At 72.7% G+C, this 17,926-nt stretch carries 16 protein-coding genes, 3 tRNA genes and 1 other RNA gene; 7 read left to right on the top strand and 13 right to left on the bottom strand.

The genetic code is table 11. The annotated features are described in order from the left end of the window. The first annotated feature begins 21 nt into the window (after nucleotides 1–21). From VM324_08835 to VM324_08855, 5 genes are all read left to right on the top strand, one after another. Nucleotides 22–2,568, top strand: coding sequence for a transglycosylase domain-containing protein (locus VM324_08835; protein ID HVL99383.1), 2,547 nt, complete (start codon nucleotides 22–24; stop codon nucleotides 2,566–2,568). Continuing rightward, nucleotides 2,565–3,476, top strand: a complete 912-nt coding sequence (locus VM324_08840) for a metallophosphoesterase (protein ID HVL99384.1) — start codon at nucleotides 2,565–2,567, stop codon at nucleotides 3,474–3,476. Before VM324_08835 ends, VM324_08840 begins: the two co-directional genes overlap by 4 nt. 18 nt (nucleotides 3,477–3,494) lie before the next feature. Next, nucleotides 3,495–3,571, top strand: a tRNA-Pro gene (locus VM324_08845). 167 nt (nucleotides 3,572–3,738) lie between these two features. Then, nucleotides 3,739–4,023, top strand: coding sequence for a MazG nucleotide pyrophosphohydrolase domain-containing protein (locus VM324_08850; GenBank protein HVL99385.1), 285 nt, complete (start codon nucleotides 3,739–3,741; stop codon nucleotides 4,021–4,023). Between the two features lie 5 nt (nucleotides 4,024–4,028). Then, nucleotides 4,029–5,192 (top strand): GNAT family N-acetyltransferase, encoded by a 1,164-nt coding sequence (locus VM324_08855; GenBank protein ID HVL99386.1) that lies wholly within the window; start codon nucleotides 4,029–4,031, stop codon nucleotides 5,190–5,192. A 24-nt stretch (nucleotides 5,193–5,216) separates the two neighbouring features. Here the strand turns inward: VM324_08855 and VM324_08860 are convergent, their stop codons facing one another. The 6 genes from VM324_08860 to VM324_08885 all read right to left on the bottom strand — a co-directional run bounded on the left by VM324_08860 (nucleotide 5,217) and on the right by VM324_08885 (nucleotide 11,677). Further along, a complete protein-coding gene (locus tag VM324_08860) occupies nucleotides 5,217–6,044 on the bottom strand; it encodes an ABC transporter permease (GenBank protein HVL99387.1) in 828 nt (275 codons plus the stop codon). After that, on the bottom strand, nucleotides 6,041–6,982 hold the full coding sequence (locus VM324_08865) for an ABC transporter ATP-binding protein (GenBank protein HVL99388.1): 942 nt from the start codon (nucleotides 6,980–6,982) through the stop codon (nucleotides 6,041–6,043). Before VM324_08865 ends, VM324_08860 begins: the two co-directional genes overlap by 4 nt. Nucleotides 6,983–7,009: 27 nt before the next feature. Continuing rightward, nucleotides 7,010–7,747, bottom strand: coding sequence for an anti-sigma factor (locus tag VM324_08870; GenBank protein HVL99389.1), 738 nt, complete (start codon nucleotides 7,745–7,747; stop codon nucleotides 7,010–7,012). Between the two features lie 213 nt (nucleotides 7,748–7,960). Next, nucleotides 7,961–9,031: a glycoside hydrolase family 3 protein gene (locus VM324_08875; GenBank protein HVL99390.1), complete on the bottom strand. Its 1,071-nt coding sequence runs from the start codon at nucleotides 9,029–9,031 to the stop codon at nucleotides 7,961–7,963. A 295-nt stretch (nucleotides 9,032–9,326) separates the two neighbouring features. Further along, on the bottom strand, nucleotides 9,327–10,394 hold the full coding sequence (locus tag VM324_08880) for an aspartate-semialdehyde dehydrogenase (GenBank protein HVL99391.1): 1,068 nt from the start codon (nucleotides 10,392–10,394) through the stop codon (nucleotides 9,327–9,329). Further along, a complete protein-coding gene (locus VM324_08885; protein HVL99392.1) occupies nucleotides 10,394–11,677 on the bottom strand; it encodes an aspartate kinase in 1,284 nt (427 codons plus the stop codon). The genes VM324_08880 and VM324_08885 overlap by 1 nt, the downstream gene beginning before the upstream one ends. A 100-nt stretch (nucleotides 11,678–11,777) precedes the next feature. Here VM324_08885 and VM324_08890 point away from each other — a divergent pair, with 100 nt between their 5' ends. Then, nucleotides 11,778–12,167 carry a cupredoxin family copper-binding protein gene (locus tag VM324_08890; protein HVL99393.1) on the top strand — a complete coding sequence of 130 codons (390 nt, stop codon included), beginning with the start codon at nucleotides 11,778–11,780 and terminating at the stop codon, nucleotides 12,165–12,167. A 14-nt stretch (nucleotides 12,168–12,181) separates the two neighbouring features. Here the strand turns inward: VM324_08890 and recR are convergent, their stop codons facing one another. The 6 genes from recR to VM324_08920 form a co-directional block, all read right to left on the bottom strand. Further along, nucleotides 12,182–12,775, bottom strand: coding sequence for a recombination mediator RecR (recR, locus tag VM324_08895; GenBank protein HVL99394.1), 594 nt, complete (start codon nucleotides 12,773–12,775; stop codon nucleotides 12,182–12,184). A gap of 7 nt (nucleotides 12,776–12,782) precedes the next feature. After that, nucleotides 12,783–13,106 (bottom strand): YbaB/EbfC family nucleoid-associated protein, encoded by a 324-nt coding sequence (locus VM324_08900; protein ID HVL99395.1) that lies wholly within the window; start codon nucleotides 13,104–13,106, stop codon nucleotides 12,783–12,785. Between the two features lie 43 nt (nucleotides 13,107–13,149). Beyond that, on the bottom strand, nucleotides 13,150–14,910 hold the full coding sequence (gene dnaX, locus VM324_08905) for a DNA polymerase III subunit gamma/tau (GenBank protein ID HVL99396.1): 1,761 nt from the start codon (nucleotides 14,908–14,910) through the stop codon (nucleotides 13,150–13,152). 65 nt (nucleotides 14,911–14,975) lie between these two features. Next, nucleotides 14,976–15,075: signal recognition particle sRNA small type (gene ffs, locus VM324_08910), an RNA gene on the bottom strand. A 91-nt stretch (nucleotides 15,076–15,166) separates the two neighbouring features. Then, complete coding sequence (locus VM324_08915; protein ID HVL99397.1) at nucleotides 15,167–16,213, bottom strand: PDZ domain-containing protein; 1,047 nt, start codon at nucleotides 16,211–16,213, stop codon at nucleotides 15,167–15,169. Then, nucleotides 16,213–17,349, bottom strand: a complete 1,137-nt coding sequence (locus VM324_08920) for a site-2 protease family protein (GenBank protein HVL99398.1) — start codon at nucleotides 17,347–17,349, stop codon at nucleotides 16,213–16,215. Before VM324_08920 ends, VM324_08915 begins: the two co-directional genes overlap by 1 nt. A 95-nt stretch (nucleotides 17,350–17,444) precedes the next feature. Between VM324_08920 and VM324_08925 the strand changes: the two genes are divergently transcribed. Then, nucleotides 17,445–17,533, top strand: a tRNA-Ser gene (locus VM324_08925). A gap of 85 nt (nucleotides 17,534–17,618) precedes the next feature. Here the strand turns inward: VM324_08925 and VM324_08930 are convergent. Beyond that, nucleotides 17,619–17,690, bottom strand: a tRNA-OTHER gene (locus tag VM324_08930). Nucleotides 17,691–17,926: the final 236 nt, after the last annotated feature.

The following is a 17,926-nucleotide window of genomic DNA, read 5'->3' on the forward strand; positions in this document are numbered from 1 at the left end:
TTCCGTAAGCCGCTGTCGGCCATGCCCCGATCGTCATCGCCCACGAGCGACGTCACCGCGCAGCGGATGACGGGCCCCTCTGACTGGGGCCCGCTCGCGCTGCGCCTGGTCCTGCTCGGGGTGAGCATCGGCGGCGCCGCGATGCTGCTCGCGGCGAGCCTGGCCCCGACGGCGAGTCTCGCCGGTGGACTGCTCGACGTGGTGGACGGTCAGCTGATGGCGCAGATCCCCCCGCTGCCCGACGACCTCGGGGAGGCCGCCGAGCGCAGCGTGATCTACGACCGCAACGGCGGCGAGATCGCCGTGCTGCGGGCGGTGAACCGCCGCATCGTCGGGCTCGACGAGGTGCCGGCGCACGTGCGCGAGGCCGTGGTCGCGACCGAGGACGCGCAGTTCAGCGAGCACCACGGCGTGAACTGGCGCGCGATCGCCCGCGCCTTGGCCGGCAACGTCACCGCCGGCGACATCACCAGCGGCGCGTCGACCATCACCCAGCAGCTCGTGAAGAACCGCGTGGTCGGCTCCGAGCAGACGGTGGACCGCAAGCTGCGCGAGGCGGTGTACGCCATCGAGCTCGAACGCCGCTTCACGAAGGAGGAGATCCTCCAGGCCTACCTGAACGAGGTCTATCTCGGTAACGGGGTCTACGGGATCGGCACCGCCGCCGAGTTCTACTGGGGCAAGGACCCCCGCGAGCTGACCGTCGCCGAAGGCGCGCTGCTCGCCGGCATCATCCGCTCCCCCGCCCGCAACAACCCCGTCGACGACCCGCTGTCGGCGCTGCGCCGGCGCAACATCGTCCTCGACCAGATGGCGCGTGCCGGCTTCCTCGACAAGGCCGAGGCGGACGCCCTCGAGTCCTCACCGCTGGAGCTCGACATCCACGAGCTGCCGGAGGCGCGCAGCCCTTACCTCGTGGACTACGTGCGGGCGCAGCTCAAGGCGGACCCGGCCCTCGGCGCCACCGAGGCCGAGCGTGACCAGAGCGTCCTGCTCGGCGGGCTGGAGATCCACACCACCCTCGACCCCGCGTTGCAGGACATCGCGCACGCGGTCATCGCCGAGGTGCTCGGCGGCCCCGACGCGCCGCTCGGAACCCTCACCGCCGTGGACCCGCGCACCGGCGAGGTCCTCGCCGTCGGCTTCGGGCCGCATCCCTACGGTCCGGGCCCCGGACAGGTGGACGTGAACCCGGCCGTGCCCGAGGGCGGGGGGAGCGGTCGTCAGCCGGGGTCGGCGTTCAAGGCCTTCGAGATCGTCGCCGCCCTCGAGGAGGGCATCTCGCCGACGTACGCCTTCGACGCGCAGGCCCGCTACACCCACACGGACCCCGCCTGCCGCGGTCACCAGATCGGCAACTACGCCGACGCGAGCCAGGGCGTCCTCGACATGGGGACGGCGACCGCCCGCTCGAGCAACACCTACTTCGCGCACCTGCTCGACCGGACCGGACCGGCCAAGCTCGTCGACGTCGCCCGGCGCATGGGCATCCCGACGCCGCTCGAGCCGCTGTGCTCGCTCGTGCTCGGCGCGGGGGAGGTCTTCCCCCTGCACATGGCGTCGGCGTTCGGGACGCTCGCCAACGGCGGGGTGCACTGCCCGCCGTTCGTCATCGCGCGCGTGCTCGACCGCAACGGCCGCGAGATCTCCGGGGGCGGCGGGCAGTGCGAGCAGGCCGTCGACGCGGGGATCGCCGCCCGGGCCACAGCCCTCCTGCGCGGCCCGATCGAGTCGGGCACGGCCGCACGACGCGGCGGCATCGGGCGACCCGCGGCCGGCAAGACCGGGACCACCGACGAGTACTACAACGCCTGGTTCGTCGGCTACATCCCGCAGCTGTCGGCCGCGGCGTGGGTGGGCCACGAGCAGCCGCGGACGCTCACCGACTCCCGTTGTGGGGGCTCGGTGACGGGCGGCTGCCTGCCGACGATGCTGTGGCAGCGCTTCATGTCCCGGGCGGTGGCGGCGTTGAACCTGCCGGTCGAGTCGTTCCCTGCCCCCCCGCCGTTGCCGGTCGCCACCGTTCCCGACGTCCTGGGCAAGCGGGCAGACGATGCCGAGCGCACCCTGGCCGGCGCGGGGTTCGCCGCGATCACCGAGACGGTGACGGACCACCGGCCCGCCGGCACGGTCGTGTCGCAGACACCAGGTGGGGGCACGACCACCGAACAGGGGTCGGCGGTCCAGCTCGGCGTGTCCGACGGCGCGGGGGCTGCACCCCAGGTGCCGGGCGTCGTGGGCCTGACGCGGGAAGCCGCGCTGGCGAGGCTCGCCGAGGCGGGTCTCGTCGGCACAGTCGTCGAGGTGCCGGTGGACGACGCGGCTTCGATCGGGCGGGTCGTCGGCCAGCGACCGGGTGCCGGGGCGAGCCCCCCGGAGGGGCAGGCGGTCGTCCTCGAGGTGGGCCGCCAGCGCACGCAGGAGGACCCGGCTCCCCAGCCGACCGCGTCGCCGGCGCCGGCGCCGAGCCCGTCGCCCCCGGCAGGCGACCCCGCCGCCGAGCCCGTCGGCGAGCAGGCGCAGCCCGAGGACGAGCACCCCCTCGCGCCGCTCCGCCCGCCGCGATGAGGGCGGCGCGCGCCGCTGCCGGGCTCGTGGGCGCCGGTATCGCCGGCGTGGCCTACGCGGGCCTCGTCGAGCGCCGCGCCTTCCGGCTGCGCCACGTCACCGTCCCCGTGCTGCGACCGCCGGCCCGCCGTCCGCTGCGGCTGCTGCAGGTGTCCGACCTGCACCTCGTGCCCGGCCAGGACGCCAAGCTCGCCTTCGTGCGCCGGTGCCTGCGCGCCGAACCCGACGTGGTGGTCGCCACGGGCGACCTGCTCGGCCATGCCGACGCGGTCGAGCCCGTCGTCGAGACCCTCGCTGACCTCGCCCAAGGCCGCGTCGCCCTCGCGGTGCTCGGCTCGAACGACTTCTTCGCGCCCCGGCCGAAGAACCCGGCTCGCTACCTGCTCGGGCCGAGCACCCCCGACATCGGCAGACGCCTCGACACCTCGCGGCTCATCGCAGGGCTCGAGGGTGGGGGGTGGCAGCTGTTGGACAACCGGCGCCGCCAGATCGACACCGCCTGCGGCCCCGTCGACGTGGCCGGTCTCGCCGACCCCCACGCCGGGTGGGACCGCCCGAGCGTGGTCGACTGGTCCCCGCCCGACGCCGCCGTCGCGCTGCGCCTCGGCCTCGTGCACGCCCCCTACCTCCGGGCCCTCGACGTCTTCGTCGAGCGTGGCTACGACCTCGTGCTCGCCGGCCACACCCACGGCGGGCAGCTGCGCGTGCCCGGAGTCGGCGCGCTCGTCGACAACTGCGACCTGCCGCTGCGCCAGGCACGGGGCCTGTCCCGCCACCGGGCGTCGTGGCTGCACGTCTCCGCGGGCCTCGGCGAGTCGCGGTACGCGCCGGTGCGCTTCGCCTGCCCGCCGGAGGCCACGATCCTCGATCTCCTCCCCGCCTTTGAGGGCGCACCCCCGGACGGGTAGGCTGGCGGTTCGCACCAGCGGGATGTAGCGCAGTTTGGCAGCGCGCCACGTTCGGGACGTGGAGGTCCCGGGTTCAAATCCCGGCATCCCGACCACCCAGCACCGTCGACCGTTCCCGGCCATCCGCCGGTGCGGGCTCGTCGCGCCCACTCCCCCGGGCGCAGTCGGGACGTCTGCCTGCAGACACCGGGACGGTGCGCAGCGGACCATGCTCGCGGTGGCCGCTTTCGCGTGCCGGGTCGCTGGCTAGACTGCGGCGCCCATGAACCTCGACGACTTCCAGGCGCAGATGCGCATCCTCTACGGCGACCGGGACCGCGAGCGGGGGCTGGCGCGGACCTTCGCCTGGTTCACCGAGGAGTGCGGTGAGCTGTCCCGGGCGTTGTTCCGCGGCCACGACGAAGATCGGCGGCGGGAGTTCGCCGACGTGCTCGCGTGGCTCGTGTCGCTTGCCGACCAGGCCGGCGTCGACCTCGCTGCGGCTGCCGAGCGCTACGCCGGCTGCTGCCCGCGCTGCGGGGCGAGCCCGTGCGGCTGCCGGCGGTAGGCGCGGTGCGTCTGCGACCCCTGGGCACGGCCGAGGCGGCCGACACCGCGCGCCGGGCGGCGGTGTCCTTCGGCCAGGACCTCGACGACGAGGCGGTCGAGCGGTGGCGGGTTCGCATCGACGCGGGCGAGGTGTGGGGGCTCACCGACAACGCCGACCGGGTGGTCGCACACGGGCGGTTCACGCTCGTCGACCACTGGTTCGGTGGCCGGCGGGTGCCCACCCAGCACGTCGCGAGCGTGGCGGTGCCGCCCGAGCACCGTGGCGGCGGGGCGGCGGCCGCGCTCATGACGGCCGCCATCGCGGAGGGCGCGCGCGCCGGCGCCGGCCTTTCGCTGCTGTTTCCCGCCACCGTCCGTCTCTACCGGCGGGTCGGCTACGAGCACGCCGGCGACTTCCCCCGCTACCGCCTCGACGCGCGCAACGCTCCCCCGTCCGGCCCGCGCCTGCGACCCGCCGGCGGCGAGGCGGACTGGGCGGCGATCCGCCGCTGCGGGGATCACGCCGTGAGCCGGCAGCACGGCCCCGCGGTCCGTCCCGCCGACCGCTGGGAGCAGCTGCGGGCGACCACGTACCACTACGTCCTCGACGGAGCCGACGGCGAGATCGACGCCTACGTCCTGTTCGACCACACGCACGAGGCGGGTGACTGGCGCTACACCCTGTCCGTCACGGACTGGGCGGCGACGACGGCCGAGGGCCTCGCCGGCGTAGTCGGCCTTCTCGGCCGCCACGGCACGACCGGCAAAGCGGCTACGTTCCGTGGCCCGGTTCCCGACCGCTGGTCCATGCTCGTCGCCGAGCAGGACGTCACGCAGGTCAGCTCCCTGTGGTGGATGGCGCGGGGACTCCACCTTGCGGCCGCCGTCGCCGCGCGCGGCTTCCCGCCCGGGTTGCGCGGCTCGGCGGCCGTGGTGGTCGACGACCCGCTGCTTCCGGCGGCGCGCGGCCCGTGGCGGCTGGAGGTCGCCGACGGCCGCGGCAGCCTCGCGCCGACCTCCTCCGCCGCCGTGCGCCTCGACGTCCGCGCTGTCGGGCCGCTGTTCACCGGCTACCGCACCCCCGTCGAGCTCGCCCTCGCGGGGCTCGTCGAAGGGCCGGACGACGCCCTCGCGTGGCTTGCGGGCGCCTTCGCGGGCCCCGTGCCGGTCCTCCAGGACTTCTTCTAGCGGGCGATCGACGCAGCGGCAGCGTCAGACGACGAGGCGGCGGCGGAAGAGGTTGACCGCTGGCGCGTAGAGCAGCGCGGAGAAGACGGCGAGCCACAGCGCGTGGCCGGCCACGGCACGAACCTCGCCGGTGAGCAGGAGCGCACGGACGATCTCCACGCCATGGTGCAGGGGGGTCAGCCACGCGATCGGCTGGGCGGCGGCGGGCAGGACCTCGACGGGAAAGAAGATGCCGCTGAACAGGAACAGCGGTGTGATGAACAGGGTGAAGAAGTAGCTGAAGAAGTCGATCCCGGGCATGAGCGTCGTGACGATCATGCCGATGAGCGCGAACGCCCCGCCGATGAGGACGACAGCCAGCGGCGCGAGCAGCGCCGCGGGGCTCCGCACGTAGCCGAGCGCGGCGATGACGAGGAGGAACGCGGTGCCGTAGATGAAGGAACGGGTCGTCGCCCACAGCAGCTCGCCGAGGGCGACGTCCTCCGGCTCGAGCGGGGTGGTGACGACCGCGTCGTAGAGGTGGTAGTAGCGCAGCTTCACGTAGACGTTGTAGGTGACCTCGAACACCGCGCCGTTCATCGCGGCCGCCGCGGCGAGGCCCGGGGCGATGTAGACGACGTAGTCGACGCCGAGGATCTGCTCGCCGATGAAAAGGCCCAGCCCGAGGCCGATGGACACGAGGTACAGCAGCGGTTCGAAGAAGTTCGGCAGGATGTTGCGGTGCCAGGAACGCCGGTACAGGGTCATGTTGCGCCGCCACAGGCGGGTCGCGGCGCGCAGTGAGGCGTTCGGCGGGCGGAGAAGGCCCACGATGCCGTCTTCGGCGCGCAGGCGGGCGGGCGTGATGCTCATTGCGTCCCCTCGATGAGGGAGTGGCCGGTGAGGCGCAGAAAGACGTCCTCCAGGGACGCGTCACGTTCGACGAGCGTGGCGTGGGGCAGGCGGGCGTCGCGGAGCCGGGCGACGACGGCGGGGGCGTCGTCGGTGTAGACGACCACGCGGTCGCCGACCTCCTCGACGTCGTCGGCGAGGCCGTCGAGCAGCGCCCGCACGTCCGTCGCCGCGTCCTCGGCGCCCTGCAGCTCCACGACGCGTGGTGCGGTGTGCGCGTGCACGAGCACCGCCGGCGCACCCTCGGCGACCACCCGTCCGCGGTCCATGATGACGAGCCGGTCACAGAGCTGCGCCGCCTCCTCCATGTAGTGGGTCGTCAGCAGAAGGGTGACGCCACGGCGCTTCAGGCTTCGCAGCCGTTGCCAGACGTGGTGGCGTGCCTGGGGGTCGAGGCCGGTGGTCGGCTCGTCGAGAACGACGAGCTCGGGGTCGTTCATGAGCGCACGGGCGATGAGCAGGCGCCGCTGCATGCCGCCCGACAGCTCCTCGACTTTGGCGTCGTCCCGTTCGGCGAGTGCGACAAAGTCGAGCAGCTCGTCGGCACGGCGCGCGGCGGTCGCCCGGTCGACGTCGTGGTAGGCGGCGAAGGTGGTGAGGTTCTCGCGGACGGACAGGTCGACGTCGAGCGTGTCGCCCTGCGGAACGACGCCGAGGCGCCGCTTCAGCGCCCGGCGGTCACCCCGCACGTCACGGCCGAGCACCTCCAGGGTGCCCTCGGAGACCGGCGAGGTGCAGGTGATCATCCGCATGGCGGTGGTCTTGCCGGCGCCGTTCGGGCCGAGCACACCGAAGCAGCCGCCCGCCGGCACCTCCAGGTCGATGCCGTCCACGGCGACGAAGTCCCCGTAACGCTTGACGAGCCCACGGGCCCGGACGGCGGATGGCGCTGCTGGCATCCGCGCAGGGTAGCCCGCGCCGATGCTTCAGAGGGATCCGTGGATGAACGGGTCGGTCGTGGGCTGGTCGGGCGGCTCGGCATGCTCGAGGGTCACCGCGATCGCGGTGGCCGGCCCGAGCCGCTCACCGACCGCGTGGGTGGCCCGGCCACGCTCGTCGGGCTGCAGCACTCCGACGAGGGCGGGGGCCTCGGCGTCGATGACCCACAGGGCGTAGGCGTGACCGTCGGGGGCGGCCTGCAGGCCCTCGGTGACGAGGAGTCCCTCGCCGCGCTCCGCCGACCAGACGAACCGCGCGGTCGTGCCGGCCGGGGCGGTCAGATCGACGATCTGGGCGTCCGGGGCGGCGACGAGCTCGGCGAGCTGGTCCTCTCCCCCCGGCGGGCTCGCCTGGGTGACGACGACCACGAGCCCGGCCACGCCGAGCGCGATGACCGCGGCCACCGCCGGCAGGAGGCGGCGCAGCGATCCTCGCCAGCCGTCGCCCGACCCGGGGGTCACGGCGGGCGGCTGCTCGCGCTGAGTCGCGTCCGGCGGGCGTTCCTGCTCGGTCGCGGCGACGGCGGCCAGCACCCGCGCGCGCATCCCCGGCGGCGGTTCGTCGTCGGCTGCCATGCCGAGCAGCGCGGCGGTGGCCTGCAGCTCGTCGATCTCCGCGCGGCAGCCCGCGCAGTCGGCGAGATGGCGCTCGAAGAACCGCCGTTCGTCGTCGGGCAACGCGTCAACGGCGTAGGCGCCCGCCAGCTCGTGCATCTCCGTGTCCACTGGCGCCAGTGTGTGCCCCCGGGCGGCCCACGGCAACCGCCCTGTCGTCGCTCACCTGCCGGGACGCGGGCCTGCAGCGTCAGGGTCAAGATGCCAAAGTTGCACAGGCGACGGCCGTACAGTATCGGTCAGCACTCAATGGCAAAGGGTCGATCAGGAACACGCCGGAGCGTGTCGCACAAGAGGCGGAGGCCGGTGCAGGCGGTCGCTCTCCTACGGCTTCAATGCCCCGAGCTTGGCTTTGAGGGTTAGCAGTCGCCGCACCGAGTGGTCCAGCCGCGCTTCGGAGAGCCTTCCGGTCGCGACTGCTTCGATGATGCCGTGGATGGTTGCTCTCGCATCCGGAGGCATGAGGAGAACGTCGCAGCCGGCTTCGAGAGCTCGCAGCGCGACTTCCACGTCCCCGGCCACACCACGGACACCCTGCATCCATAACGAGTCGGTGAGGATGAGACCGGGGAACGCGAGCTGGCCTCTCAACAGACCCTCGACCACGTCGCGATCAATCGTGGCGGGGTCATCCCCGCCCAGCCCGGGTGCCAAGAGATGCCCCGTCATAATGGCGTCCACGTCCGCGGTTATCGCAGCAGCGAAGGGTGGCAGGTGCGTGAGTTTCCACTCTTCCTCGCTGATGTCGATCAAGGTCAGATCCGAGTGGCTGTCGACCGTCGCTGCTCCGTGACCGGGGAAATGTTTCGCCGTGGCAGCAACACCGGCGTCGTGATAGCCCCGGATCTGCGCGGTCACCATCGCCGCGACGAGCTCAGGAGAGTTGCCGAAGGAGCGATCACCTATGGCAGGGTTGTCGGCGACCGTGTTCACGTCGGCCACCGGAGCGAGATTGAGGTTGATCCCCACCTCCAGTAGCTCTTGACCCGTTGTCTTCGCGATGCTGCGTGCGAGATCGACGTCTCCTGTTGCGCCCAGCTCCCTACCACCGAGAACGACCGATGCAGGCGGTGGCAGCCTGCGAACAGGCCCTTGCTCTTGGTCGGTGGCAATCAGCAGGCCGGTGGCTGACGCGTCCTGTAGAGCCGTCGATAAGGCGCGGAGTTGGTTCAGGCTTTCGAGGTTTCGGGTGGGGATATCCGCGGCGGCAGCATCCTGCGGGTTCCGCTTGATGTAGATGACGCCACCCGGTTGAAGTCCCTCGATGACCTCGCGCGGAGACGCGACCCCGTAGAGCCGCTTGTTGCTGTCATCGAGCTCAGCCACTCCCCCGTCAGCGTGTCCCCCGTAGATGTGGACGAAGATGAGTTGGGCTGCCTTGTCTTCAAGGCTCATGCCCGTCAACACTTCCTCGACGGCCTGCGATGCCTGCGATGCCTCCGAGGCGTCGATGCCGGCGCTCGGGACGGGTGCCGGTGTCGCGGCTGTGGGTGGAGAGCCCTGGGCACTTTGCCCCCCTGAGCCCGCCGACGGGGGAGGAGCCGAACAGGCTGCCGTTATCAGGACAACCACGGCCAAGGAGCATGTCAGCCGCACGGTGTCCGCCCAGACGTTTCGTCGTGGAAGGTCTGCTGCGCAGCAATCAGTCCCAATGCATCGATGTCCTCTGCCATGGACGACGCCGCCGGCGTCAGACGAGGCCGCGCTCGACGAGGAGCTCGGCGATCTGCACGGTGTTCAGCGCCGCGCCCTTCAACAGGTTGTCCCCGGTCACCCAGAAGTTCAGGGCGTGAGGGTCAACGAGGTCCGAGCGCACCCGGCCGACGGCCACCTCGTCGCGGCCCGCCCACTCGAGGGGCGTGGGTACCGCGTCGAGGGCGAGCCCGGGGAAGCCGTCCATCGACGAGATCGCGTTCGCCGCGGTGACGCGCTCCTCGAACGTCGCCCGGATCTGGATCGCGTGGCCGACCATCACCGGCACGCGCACGCACGTCGGCGCCACCGCGAGGTCGGTGAGCCCGAGGATCTTGCGCGACTCGTTCTGCAGCTTCATCTCCTCGTCGCTGTAGCCGTTGCCGACATCGTTGCCGAGCCACGGCACGACGTTGAACGCGAGGGTCTTCGCGTGCACCGACGGCTCCACGAGCTTCGCGGCGGCCGCTCCGTCGGTGCGCAGCAGATCCCGGTGCTCGTAGAGCACCGGCACCTGCGCCTCGAGCTCGTCGATGCCCTTCTGGCCCGCCCCGCCGGCGGCCTGGAAGCTCGTCGCGACGAAGCCCGTGAGCCCGAAGGCGTCGTGGAGTGCCTTGAGCGGCAGCATCGCCGCCATGGTCGTGCAGTTGGGGTTGGCCACGATCCCACGACCGCCGTGGCTCAGCAGGTCGAGCGACTCGGGGTTGACCTCGCTCACGACGAGGGGCACCTCGGGGTCCATGCGCCAGGCCGAGGAGTTGTCGACGACGAGCGCCCCGGCACCCACCGCGCGCGGGGCCTCCGCCCGCGACGTCGACGCGCCGGCGCTGAACAGCGCGAGCTCGACACCGTCGAAGACGTCCGCGTCGGTGATCGCCCGCACGGTCACCTCGGTGTCGCGGAACGGGAGCCGCTTGCCCGCCGAGCGCTCCGTGGCGACGAAAACGACGTCGTCGCACGGGAAGGCCCGGGTCTCGAGCAGCCGCCGCAGGTCCTGGCCGACCGCGCCGGTGGCGCCGACGACCGCAACGGTCCGCCGGCGCGGGAGGCCTGTCAGCCGGCCCATCACCCAACACCCCCCGACCGCTGGGTCGCGCCGCTCGGCGCATCCCCGCCGAGGCCGAACCGCTCGTGCACCGCGCGCACCGCCTGCTCGACGTCGTCCGCGCGGCCGACGTCGAGCAGGCGGTGCGCGCGGACGACGACCGAGATGCGGATCGTCGACGTCGAGATCATCTCGATGTTCACCCCGGCCTCGGACAGTGCGGTGAACATCGCCGCGGCGACCCCCGGGTGGGTCTTCATCCCCGCGCCGACGAGGGAGACCTTCGCGACCCCGGGATCGAGGTCGATGCCGACCGCGCCGATCTCCTCCCGCAGCCCCTCGAGCAGCTGGAGCGCCCGGGGCCCGTCGTCGAGCGGCAGCGTGCAGGAGATGTCGGTGGTGCCCTCCTCCGAAACGTTCTGCACGATCATGTCGATGTTGATGCTGTTGCTCGCGAGCAGCGTGAAGATCCGTGCGGCGACGCCCGGCTTGTCGGGCACCCGCCGGATGACGAGCTTGCCCTCACCGGTGTCGTGGGCGACGCCGGAGATGATGGCCTGCTCCATGTGCTCCTCCTGTGGGACGACCCAGGTGCCCTCGGTGTAGGTGAACGAGCTGCGGACGTGGATGGCCACCCCGTGGTTGCGCGCGTACTCGACGCTGCGCACGTTGAGGACCTTCGCGCCGTTCGCCGCGAGCTCGAGCATCTCCTCGTGGCTCACCCGGTGGAGCTTGCGGGCGCTCGCGACGATCCGCGGGTCCGCGGTGTAGACGCCGTCGACGTCGGTGTAGATCTCGCAGACCCGGGCGCCGAGCGCCGCCGCGAGCGCCACCGCGGTCGTGTCGCTCGCGCCCCGCCCGAGCGTCGTCACGTCCTTCGAGTCGCGCGACACCCCCTGGAAGCCGGCGACGATGACGATGCGCCCGGCCGCGAGCGCCTCGGTGATCCGCCCGGGGGTGATGTCGATGATCCGCGCCTTGCCGTGCGTCGCGTCGGTGATGATCCCCGCCTGGCTGCCGGTGAGGCTCTGCGCGGACAACCCGTGCTCGTGGATGGCCATGGCGAGCAGCGCCATCGAGATGCGCTCGCCGGCCGTGAGGAGCATGTCGAGCTCGCGGCCGGGGGGGATCGGCGAGATCTCACGCGCCTGTGCGTGGAGGTGGTCGGTCGTCTTGCCCATCGCAGAGACCACCACGACGACGTCGTGCCCTGCGCGCTTGGCCTGCACGACCCGTTCGGCGACGCGGGTGATGCGATCCGTGTCGGCCACGGACGTTCCCCCGTACTTCTGGACGACGATCATGCGCGCGCGGGCCCTCGCGAGTAGACGGGAAGGGTTTTCCCGTCAAGACTACCGGTCGGTCCTGGTGGGCAGGATCGACGCGCGGACGAAAGGGCACACCATGCGGGCGCACATCGCTGCGCGCCTGGGGGCGGGAGCCGCCACGGCGCTGCTGTTGGCGGGATGCGGGGCGGGCCAGGACCCCACGACCGCACCACCACCGGCTGACGACGACACAACCGAACCGGCGCCGGTCGACACGGGCGCGAACGAGGTGAGCATCGTCGACCTGGCCTTCGAACCCGCGTCGCTCGACGTCGCCGTCGGCGACACGGTGGAGTGGGTCAACACCGGGGAGCTGCCCCACACCGTCACGTTCGCCGACGGTCCGGACTCGGGGACGATGGAGACCGACGACACGTTCAGCCACACGTTCGAAGAGGCGGGCGAGTTCGACTACCTGTGCTCCATCCACCCCCAGATGGAGGGGACGGTCACCGTCGCCGAGTGAGCCGGCGGCGCGGCTCAGACGTCGCGGCGGCCCGCGAAGGCCCGGCTCAAGGTGACCTCGTCGGCGTACTCGAGGTCGCCCCCGACGGGTAGGCCGCTCGCGATGCGGCTGACGCGCACCCCCATCTGCTTGAGCAGCCGGGCGAGGTAGCTCGCGGTCGCCTCGCCCTCGATGTTGGGGTTCGTGGCGAGCACGACCTCGGTGATGTCCTCCTCGCCGAGGCGTGCGACGAGCGCCTTGATGTGCAGCTGGTCCGGCCCGATCCCGTCGATCGGCGAGATCGCGCCGCCGAGGACGTGGTAGCGCCCACGGAACTCCGCGGTCTTCTCGATGGCGATGACGTCGCGGGGCTCCTCGACGACGCACACCACCGTCGGATCCCGGCGCGCGTCGCGACAGATGCGGCACTGCTCCGCCTCACTCACGTTGAAGCAGCGCGAGCAGAAGCGCACCTTGTCCTTCACGGCCACGATCGCCCGCGCGAGCCGGTCGGCGTCGGCACGGTCGACGGTGAGCAGGTGGAAGGCGAGACGCTGTGCGCTCTTCGGGCCCACACCCGGCAGCCGACCGAGCTCCTCGATCAGGTCCTGGATCGGGCCCTCGTACACGGTCGGCCTAGACGATGCCCGGCGGCAGGCCGAGCCCGGCTGTCAGCCCGCCGAGCTTCTCCTCCTCGAGCTGCTTGGCCGAGCGCAGCGCCTCGTTGACCGCTGCGGTGACCATGTCGGCGAGCATCTCCACGTCGTCCGGGTCGACGGCGGCGGGATCGATGACGATGGAGCGGACCTCGCCACCCCCGCCGGCGACGGTGACGCGGACCATGCCGCCCCCGGCGACACCCTCGACGTCGGTCCTCGCGAGCTCCTCCTGGGCCGCGGCGAGCTTGCGCTGCATGGCCTGGGCCTGCTTCATGATCTGGTTCATGTTGCCGTTGGCCATGGTGGGCCTCTCTTTCCTCGCCTGCGCGCCAGTCTAGTGGGACCTAGTCCTCCACGACCGTCGCACCGAGTCCCGACCGCAGGGCGCGGATGGCGGCGGCGCGCAGCTCTTCCTCGTCGGGCAGCTCGCCCGCCGCCTCCGCCGCCTCGGTCTCCGCGACGGCCGCCGCCTCCTCGTCGAACGCCGCGGTGTCCGTGTCGCCGGCGTCCGGGAGCGGGTCGGTCGCGGCGGCGAGGCGGCACCGCACCCGCAGCGGCACCCCGACCACCTGGGCGAACACGGCGGCGAGGTGCTCCTGCGCCTGCTCGTCCCCGCACTGCTCGGCGTGGAAGCCGTACTTCGCGCCGAACTCGAGGGTGAGCTCGGTGCCCCGCAGGGCGACGGGGTGACCCTCGGTCAGAAACGCGTGCAGGATGCGCTTGCGAGCCTTCGTCGCGTCGAGGACCGCCGGCCAGCTGCGTCGCAGCAGCTCGAGGTCGACGGAGTTCGCCTGGGCGGCGGCCTCCGGCTCCTGCTCCCCCGCTTCCTCGGGCTGCCCGGCTTCCTCGGGCTGCCCGGCACCTCCTGCCCCGCCTCCGGGGCGCTCACCCGCCCGCCCTCCAAGCCCCTCCGGCGGAGCAGGGGGCGGCTCCTCGGCGGGACGCGGGCTCGCGCCCTCGGTGATGCCGGTGCGGCGCTCGAGGCGGTCCATGCGGGCCGCGAGTGCGGCGGGGTCACCGCAGGCCTCGGGCAGGGCCGCCTTGACGAGGGCGATCTCCAGAGGCAGGCGCACCGACCCGCGTCGCATCTGCGCCTGCGCCTCCGCGAGCAGCTCGGTGGCGCGGAGCAGCTCGATGCGTCCGAGGCGCCCCGACTGCGCGCGCAGGCGCGCGAGGCGCTCCGGGGCCGCCTCGACGAGGTCGGCGTCGGGCGCGGACTGCAGCAGGAACAGCGCCCGGAGGTGCTCGACGGTCTCGCGGGCGAACTGGCGCAGGTCGTGGCCGCCGTCGGCCAGGCGCCCCACGAGCACGCACAGACCGGCGACGTCGCCGGCGGCGACGAGGTCGACGGCCTCGACGAGCAGCTCGTCGGGCACCGCGCCGAGCACGTCGGCGACGCCCCGCAGGGTGACCCGCGGCCCCGTGAAGGCGATCACCTGGTCGAGCACGCTGAGCGTGTCGCGGACGCTGCCGTCCCCGGCGCGCACGACGAGCTCGACGGCGCCCGGCTCGAAGACGAGGCCCTCCGCGTCGCCGAGCGCGCGGACGTGGTCGGCTAGGGCGCCGGCGCCGACGCGCTTGAAGTCGAAGCGCTGGGTGCGCGACAGGATCGTGTCGAGCACCTTGTGCGGCTCGGTCGTCGCGAACACGAACACGACGTGGCCGGGCGGCTCCTCCACGGTCTTCAGGAAGGCGTTCCACCCCGCCGTGGACAGCATGTGGCACTCGTCGACGATGTAGACCTTCATCCGCGCGGAGGCCGGGGCGAACGCTACCCGTTCGCGCAGGTCGCGGACGTCGTCGACCCCGCCGTGGCTGGCCGCGTCGATCTCGATGACGTCGACCGACGACCCGGCGGTGACGGCGACGCAGTGCGTGCACGTGTTGCACGGCTCGGGTGTCGGGCCGGTCACGCAGTTGAGTGACTTGGCGAGGATGCGCGCCGTGGACGTCTTGCCCGTCCCCCGCGGGCCGGTGAACAGGTAGGCGTGCGAGATGCGGTCCTCGGCGACCGCCTGGGCCAGGGTGGTGGTGACGTGCGCCTGGCCTACGACCTCGGCGAAGGTCTGCGGCCGGTACTTCCGGTACAGGGAGACGTACGCCACGTGGAGTCCTCCACGCCGGAGCGGGCGGGGTGGGGAAGGCGCCGCGGCCACCACCGGACGGGCGATGCAGCGCGGCTGGTCCGCGGCGCCCGCCACGAGCCGCTTATGGCTGCTGCCTTCCGGCCCTGACCAGGTTCACGGTGTGACGTCGCGCGGGACCGCGCCTCTCACCCGCCCGGTGCTGACCGCGCCGGACGGGGCGAGTGTAGCAACCCGCCGGGTGCGCAGCGGGCGGTGCCCCGGGTCCGCCCGCTCGTCAGGCCGCGAGCGCGAGCGCGCCGAGGACGGCGCGTCCCGACCCCTCGCGGAGCACGTGCAGGGCCTCCTCGAACGTCGCGACACCGACGACCTGCAGGGGGCTGCCGGCCGGCAAGGCTGCACTGGCCTCCTCGACCTGAACGGCCGGGGCGAGGAAGACGTCGGCGCCCTCGGCGGCGGCCGCGACGACCTTGAGGCCGATCCCGCCGATGGGGGTGACGGTGCCGTCGGCGGTCACCCCGCCTGTGCCCGCGATCCGCCGGCCCGCCGCGAGGTCCTCGGGCGACGCCTTGTCGAACACCGTGAGGGCGATGAGCAGGCCGGCGCTCGGCCCGCCGATCGGCCCCGAGTCGACGTGGACGGGCACGGGCAGCTCTGCGCGGGGCAGTAGGTCCTCGGCCCGCACGCCGAGGCCGGGGCGGTCCATGCCGGGCACCGGGCCGGGAGCCACCTCGACCCGGCGCTCCTCGCCGTTGCGCACGACCACGATCTCGAGCGTCGCGTCGGCGGAGTGGCGGACCGCCGCGACGAGCTCGCCGGCGCTGCGCACGGGTGCGTCCCCGACCGCGGTCACGATGTCGCCGGTCTCCAGCGCGCCCTCGGCCGGCGCGCCCGGCAGCACGCCGGCGACGAGCGCCCCGAGCGGCTCGGCGAGCTCGACGGGGTAGCCGGCCGCCCGCAGCCCGAGCGCGGCGGCGATGTCGGCGGTTGACGCGAACACCTCCCGCTGGCGGCCGAAGAAGGTGGCGTCGTCCACGCCGCCCGTCAACCGCGTGGCAGGGACGAGCTCGGTGTCGGGGGTGAGCATCCCGTGGACGAGGAAGACGAGGCTGGCCCTCCGCAGGGCCACGACGGTGAGCAGGTAGTCGCCGTCGATCTCGCCGGGGCCCTCGGCCTGGTCACCGGCTGCCACGTCGACGTGGTCGGAGAGGCTGACGAGGCTGCCCGGCCGCTCGACGAACACGGGCAGGGGGACGACCACGGCCGCGGTCAGCAGGACCAGGATCGAGAGCGGCAGGAAGAGCGCCTGCGGGCGGACCCGCATCAGCGCATCAGGTCCGACACCAGGCTCGGGGTGAGCAGGCCGATCGGGCGGCCCGCCTCGACGACGAGCAGCATGTTGCCGGGTGCCTGGACGATGCGCTCCAGGGCGACGTCCATCCCCGCGTCCGCGTCGACTGTGACGGCGTCGGCCCGGTGGGCGACGTCGCCGAGCAGGGTCGTCGCCCAGTGCTTCCGGGGCACGTCGTCGAGGCGCCCGAGCGTCACCCCACCGGTCACCGGCAGGCCCACCGGCCAGAGCAGGGACGGCCGCTGCTCGAGCTCGACGACGGCGTCGGACAACCGCAGCCGCGGGTCGAGGGCCGGCGGCGCCGTGCCCATGACCTCGCGCACCGAGCGGTCGGCGAGCCGCTCACGCACCCGCGCACGCGTGTGCGACTGGGCGGCGCCCCGGTAGAGGAACGCCGCGATGAGGATCTCCCAGATGCCACCGAAGGTCCCGCCGGACCGCACGAAGACCGAGACGCCGTAGGCACCGAGCAGGAGCGCGAAGCCCTGGCCGATGCGCGCCGCCATGCGCGTGGACCGGTGCGGCCGGCCCGTGACCGCCCAGATGACCGACCGCAGGAGCCGGCCGCCGTCGAGCGGGTAGCCGGGCACGAGGTTGAAGACGGCGAGCAGCACGTTGATCCAGGCGAGGTAGCCGGTGATGGCGGCGAGGACCGGCTGCCCGAGGACGATGACGTGGAGGAGCCCGAAGGTCGCGCCGAGCACGAGCGAGATGAACGGCCCTATGCCGACGATGACGAACTCGTCCTTGGCGCTGCGCGCCTCGCGCGTGGACTCCGTCACGCCGCCGAGCAGGAAAAGCGTCACGCCCACCACGGGGATGTCGCGGTCGAGGCTCGTGATCGCATGGCCGAGCTCGTGGGCGAGCAGGCTCGCGAAGAACAGCAGCGCCGCCACCACCGCCGCCGCCACCGCGACCCCCGTGCCCTGGTCGGCCAGCAGGTCGGTGAAACGGGTGAAGAGCATCCAGACGACGAGGCCGGCGATCACGAACCAGCTGACGTCCACGCGGATGGGGACCCCGCGCACGTGCGCGAGCGTCCAGGCGTTGCGAAACGTGCCGTCCCGGGAGGCCCGCGGGGGGCGCGAGGTCTCGTTCGTGTCCGTCACGTGATGCGCCCTGCCGCTCTGCTGCACGAGGTCCCGGTGGCCTCGGTGTCCGCGCCACCCCAGGGCTATACTGCCTTCCGACTCCCCGTCACGCTGGAGCTGTCGCCTAGTCTGGCCTATGGCGCGGTCTTGGAATGGCCGTAGGGTGGCAACACCCTCGAGGGTTCGAATCCCTCCGGCTCCGCTTCGATCCCAAGTCCCGGGTTCGCGCACAACGGCGTGGGCCCGGCGGCGCGTCGAGCCCCGGAGCTCTGGGCCGGCGCTGCTCGTGGTGGGTGGGATTCGAACCCACGAACCCTTGCGGGTTACCCGCTTTCGAGGGCGTTGAGGGCCGTTTCACGTTGTGCCGCCAGATGCCGAAATGTGCCTCTCACCCGGGGTTTTACACTGGCCGCACACCGGCGTGCGCCTCCCCATGGCGGCTGTGACGCGTCACATGTGATCCGGATGTGATCCGGATCACGGGCTTCCGGGATCGGGCCCGGGTGGCTGAGCGGCGTCGGATCGAGCCGCGTGGAGGATCCTCAGGATGTCGATCCGCCCGGGCTGCAGCCGGTAGAACACGACGTAGGGGAAC

It is taken from the genome of Egibacteraceae bacterium (genome assembly GCA_035540635.1).
In the GTDB taxonomy this organism is placed as follows: domain Bacteria; phylum Actinomycetota; class Nitriliruptoria; order Euzebyales; family Egibacteraceae; genus DATLGH01.

Bases quoted from the DNA above. Each gene is read 5' to 3' on its own strand.
- VM324_08835 (HVL99383.1), top strand. From the start codon at position 22: ATGCCCCGATCGTCATCGCCCACGAGCGACGTCACCGCGCAGCGGATG.
- VM324_08840 (HVL99384.1), top strand. From the start codon at position 2,565: ATGAGGGCGGCGCGCGCCGCTGCCGGGCTCGTGGGCGCCGGTATCGCC.
- VM324_08850 (HVL99385.1), top strand. From the start codon at position 3,739: ATGAACCTCGACGACTTCCAGGCGCAGATGCGCATCCTCTACGGCGAC.
- VM324_08860 (HVL99387.1), bottom strand. From the start codon at position 6,044: ATGAGCATCACGCCCGCCCGCCTGCGCGCCGAAGACGGCATCGTGGGC.
- VM324_08865 (HVL99388.1), bottom strand. From the start codon at position 6,982: ATGCCAGCAGCGCCATCCGCCGTCCGGGCCCGTGGGCTCGTCAAGCGT.
- VM324_08875 (HVL99390.1), bottom strand. From the start codon at position 9,031: ATGAGCCTTGAAGACAAGGCAGCCCAACTCATCTTCGTCCACATCTAC.
- VM324_08880 (HVL99391.1), bottom strand. From the start codon at position 10,394: ATGGGCCGGCTGACAGGCCTCCCGCGCCGGCGGACCGTTGCGGTCGTC.
- VM324_08885 (HVL99392.1), bottom strand. From the start codon at position 11,677: ATGATCGTCGTCCAGAAGTACGGGGGAACGTCCGTGGCCGACACGGAT.
- VM324_08890 (HVL99393.1), top strand. From the start codon at position 11,778: ATGCGGGCGCACATCGCTGCGCGCCTGGGGGCGGGAGCCGCCACGGCG.
- VM324_08900 (HVL99395.1), bottom strand. From the start codon at position 13,106: ATGGCCAACGGCAACATGAACCAGATCATGAAGCAGGCCCAGGCCATG.
- VM324_08915 (HVL99397.1), bottom strand. From the start codon at position 16,213: ATGCGGGTCCGCCCGCAGGCGCTCTTCCTGCCGCTCTCGATCCTGGTC.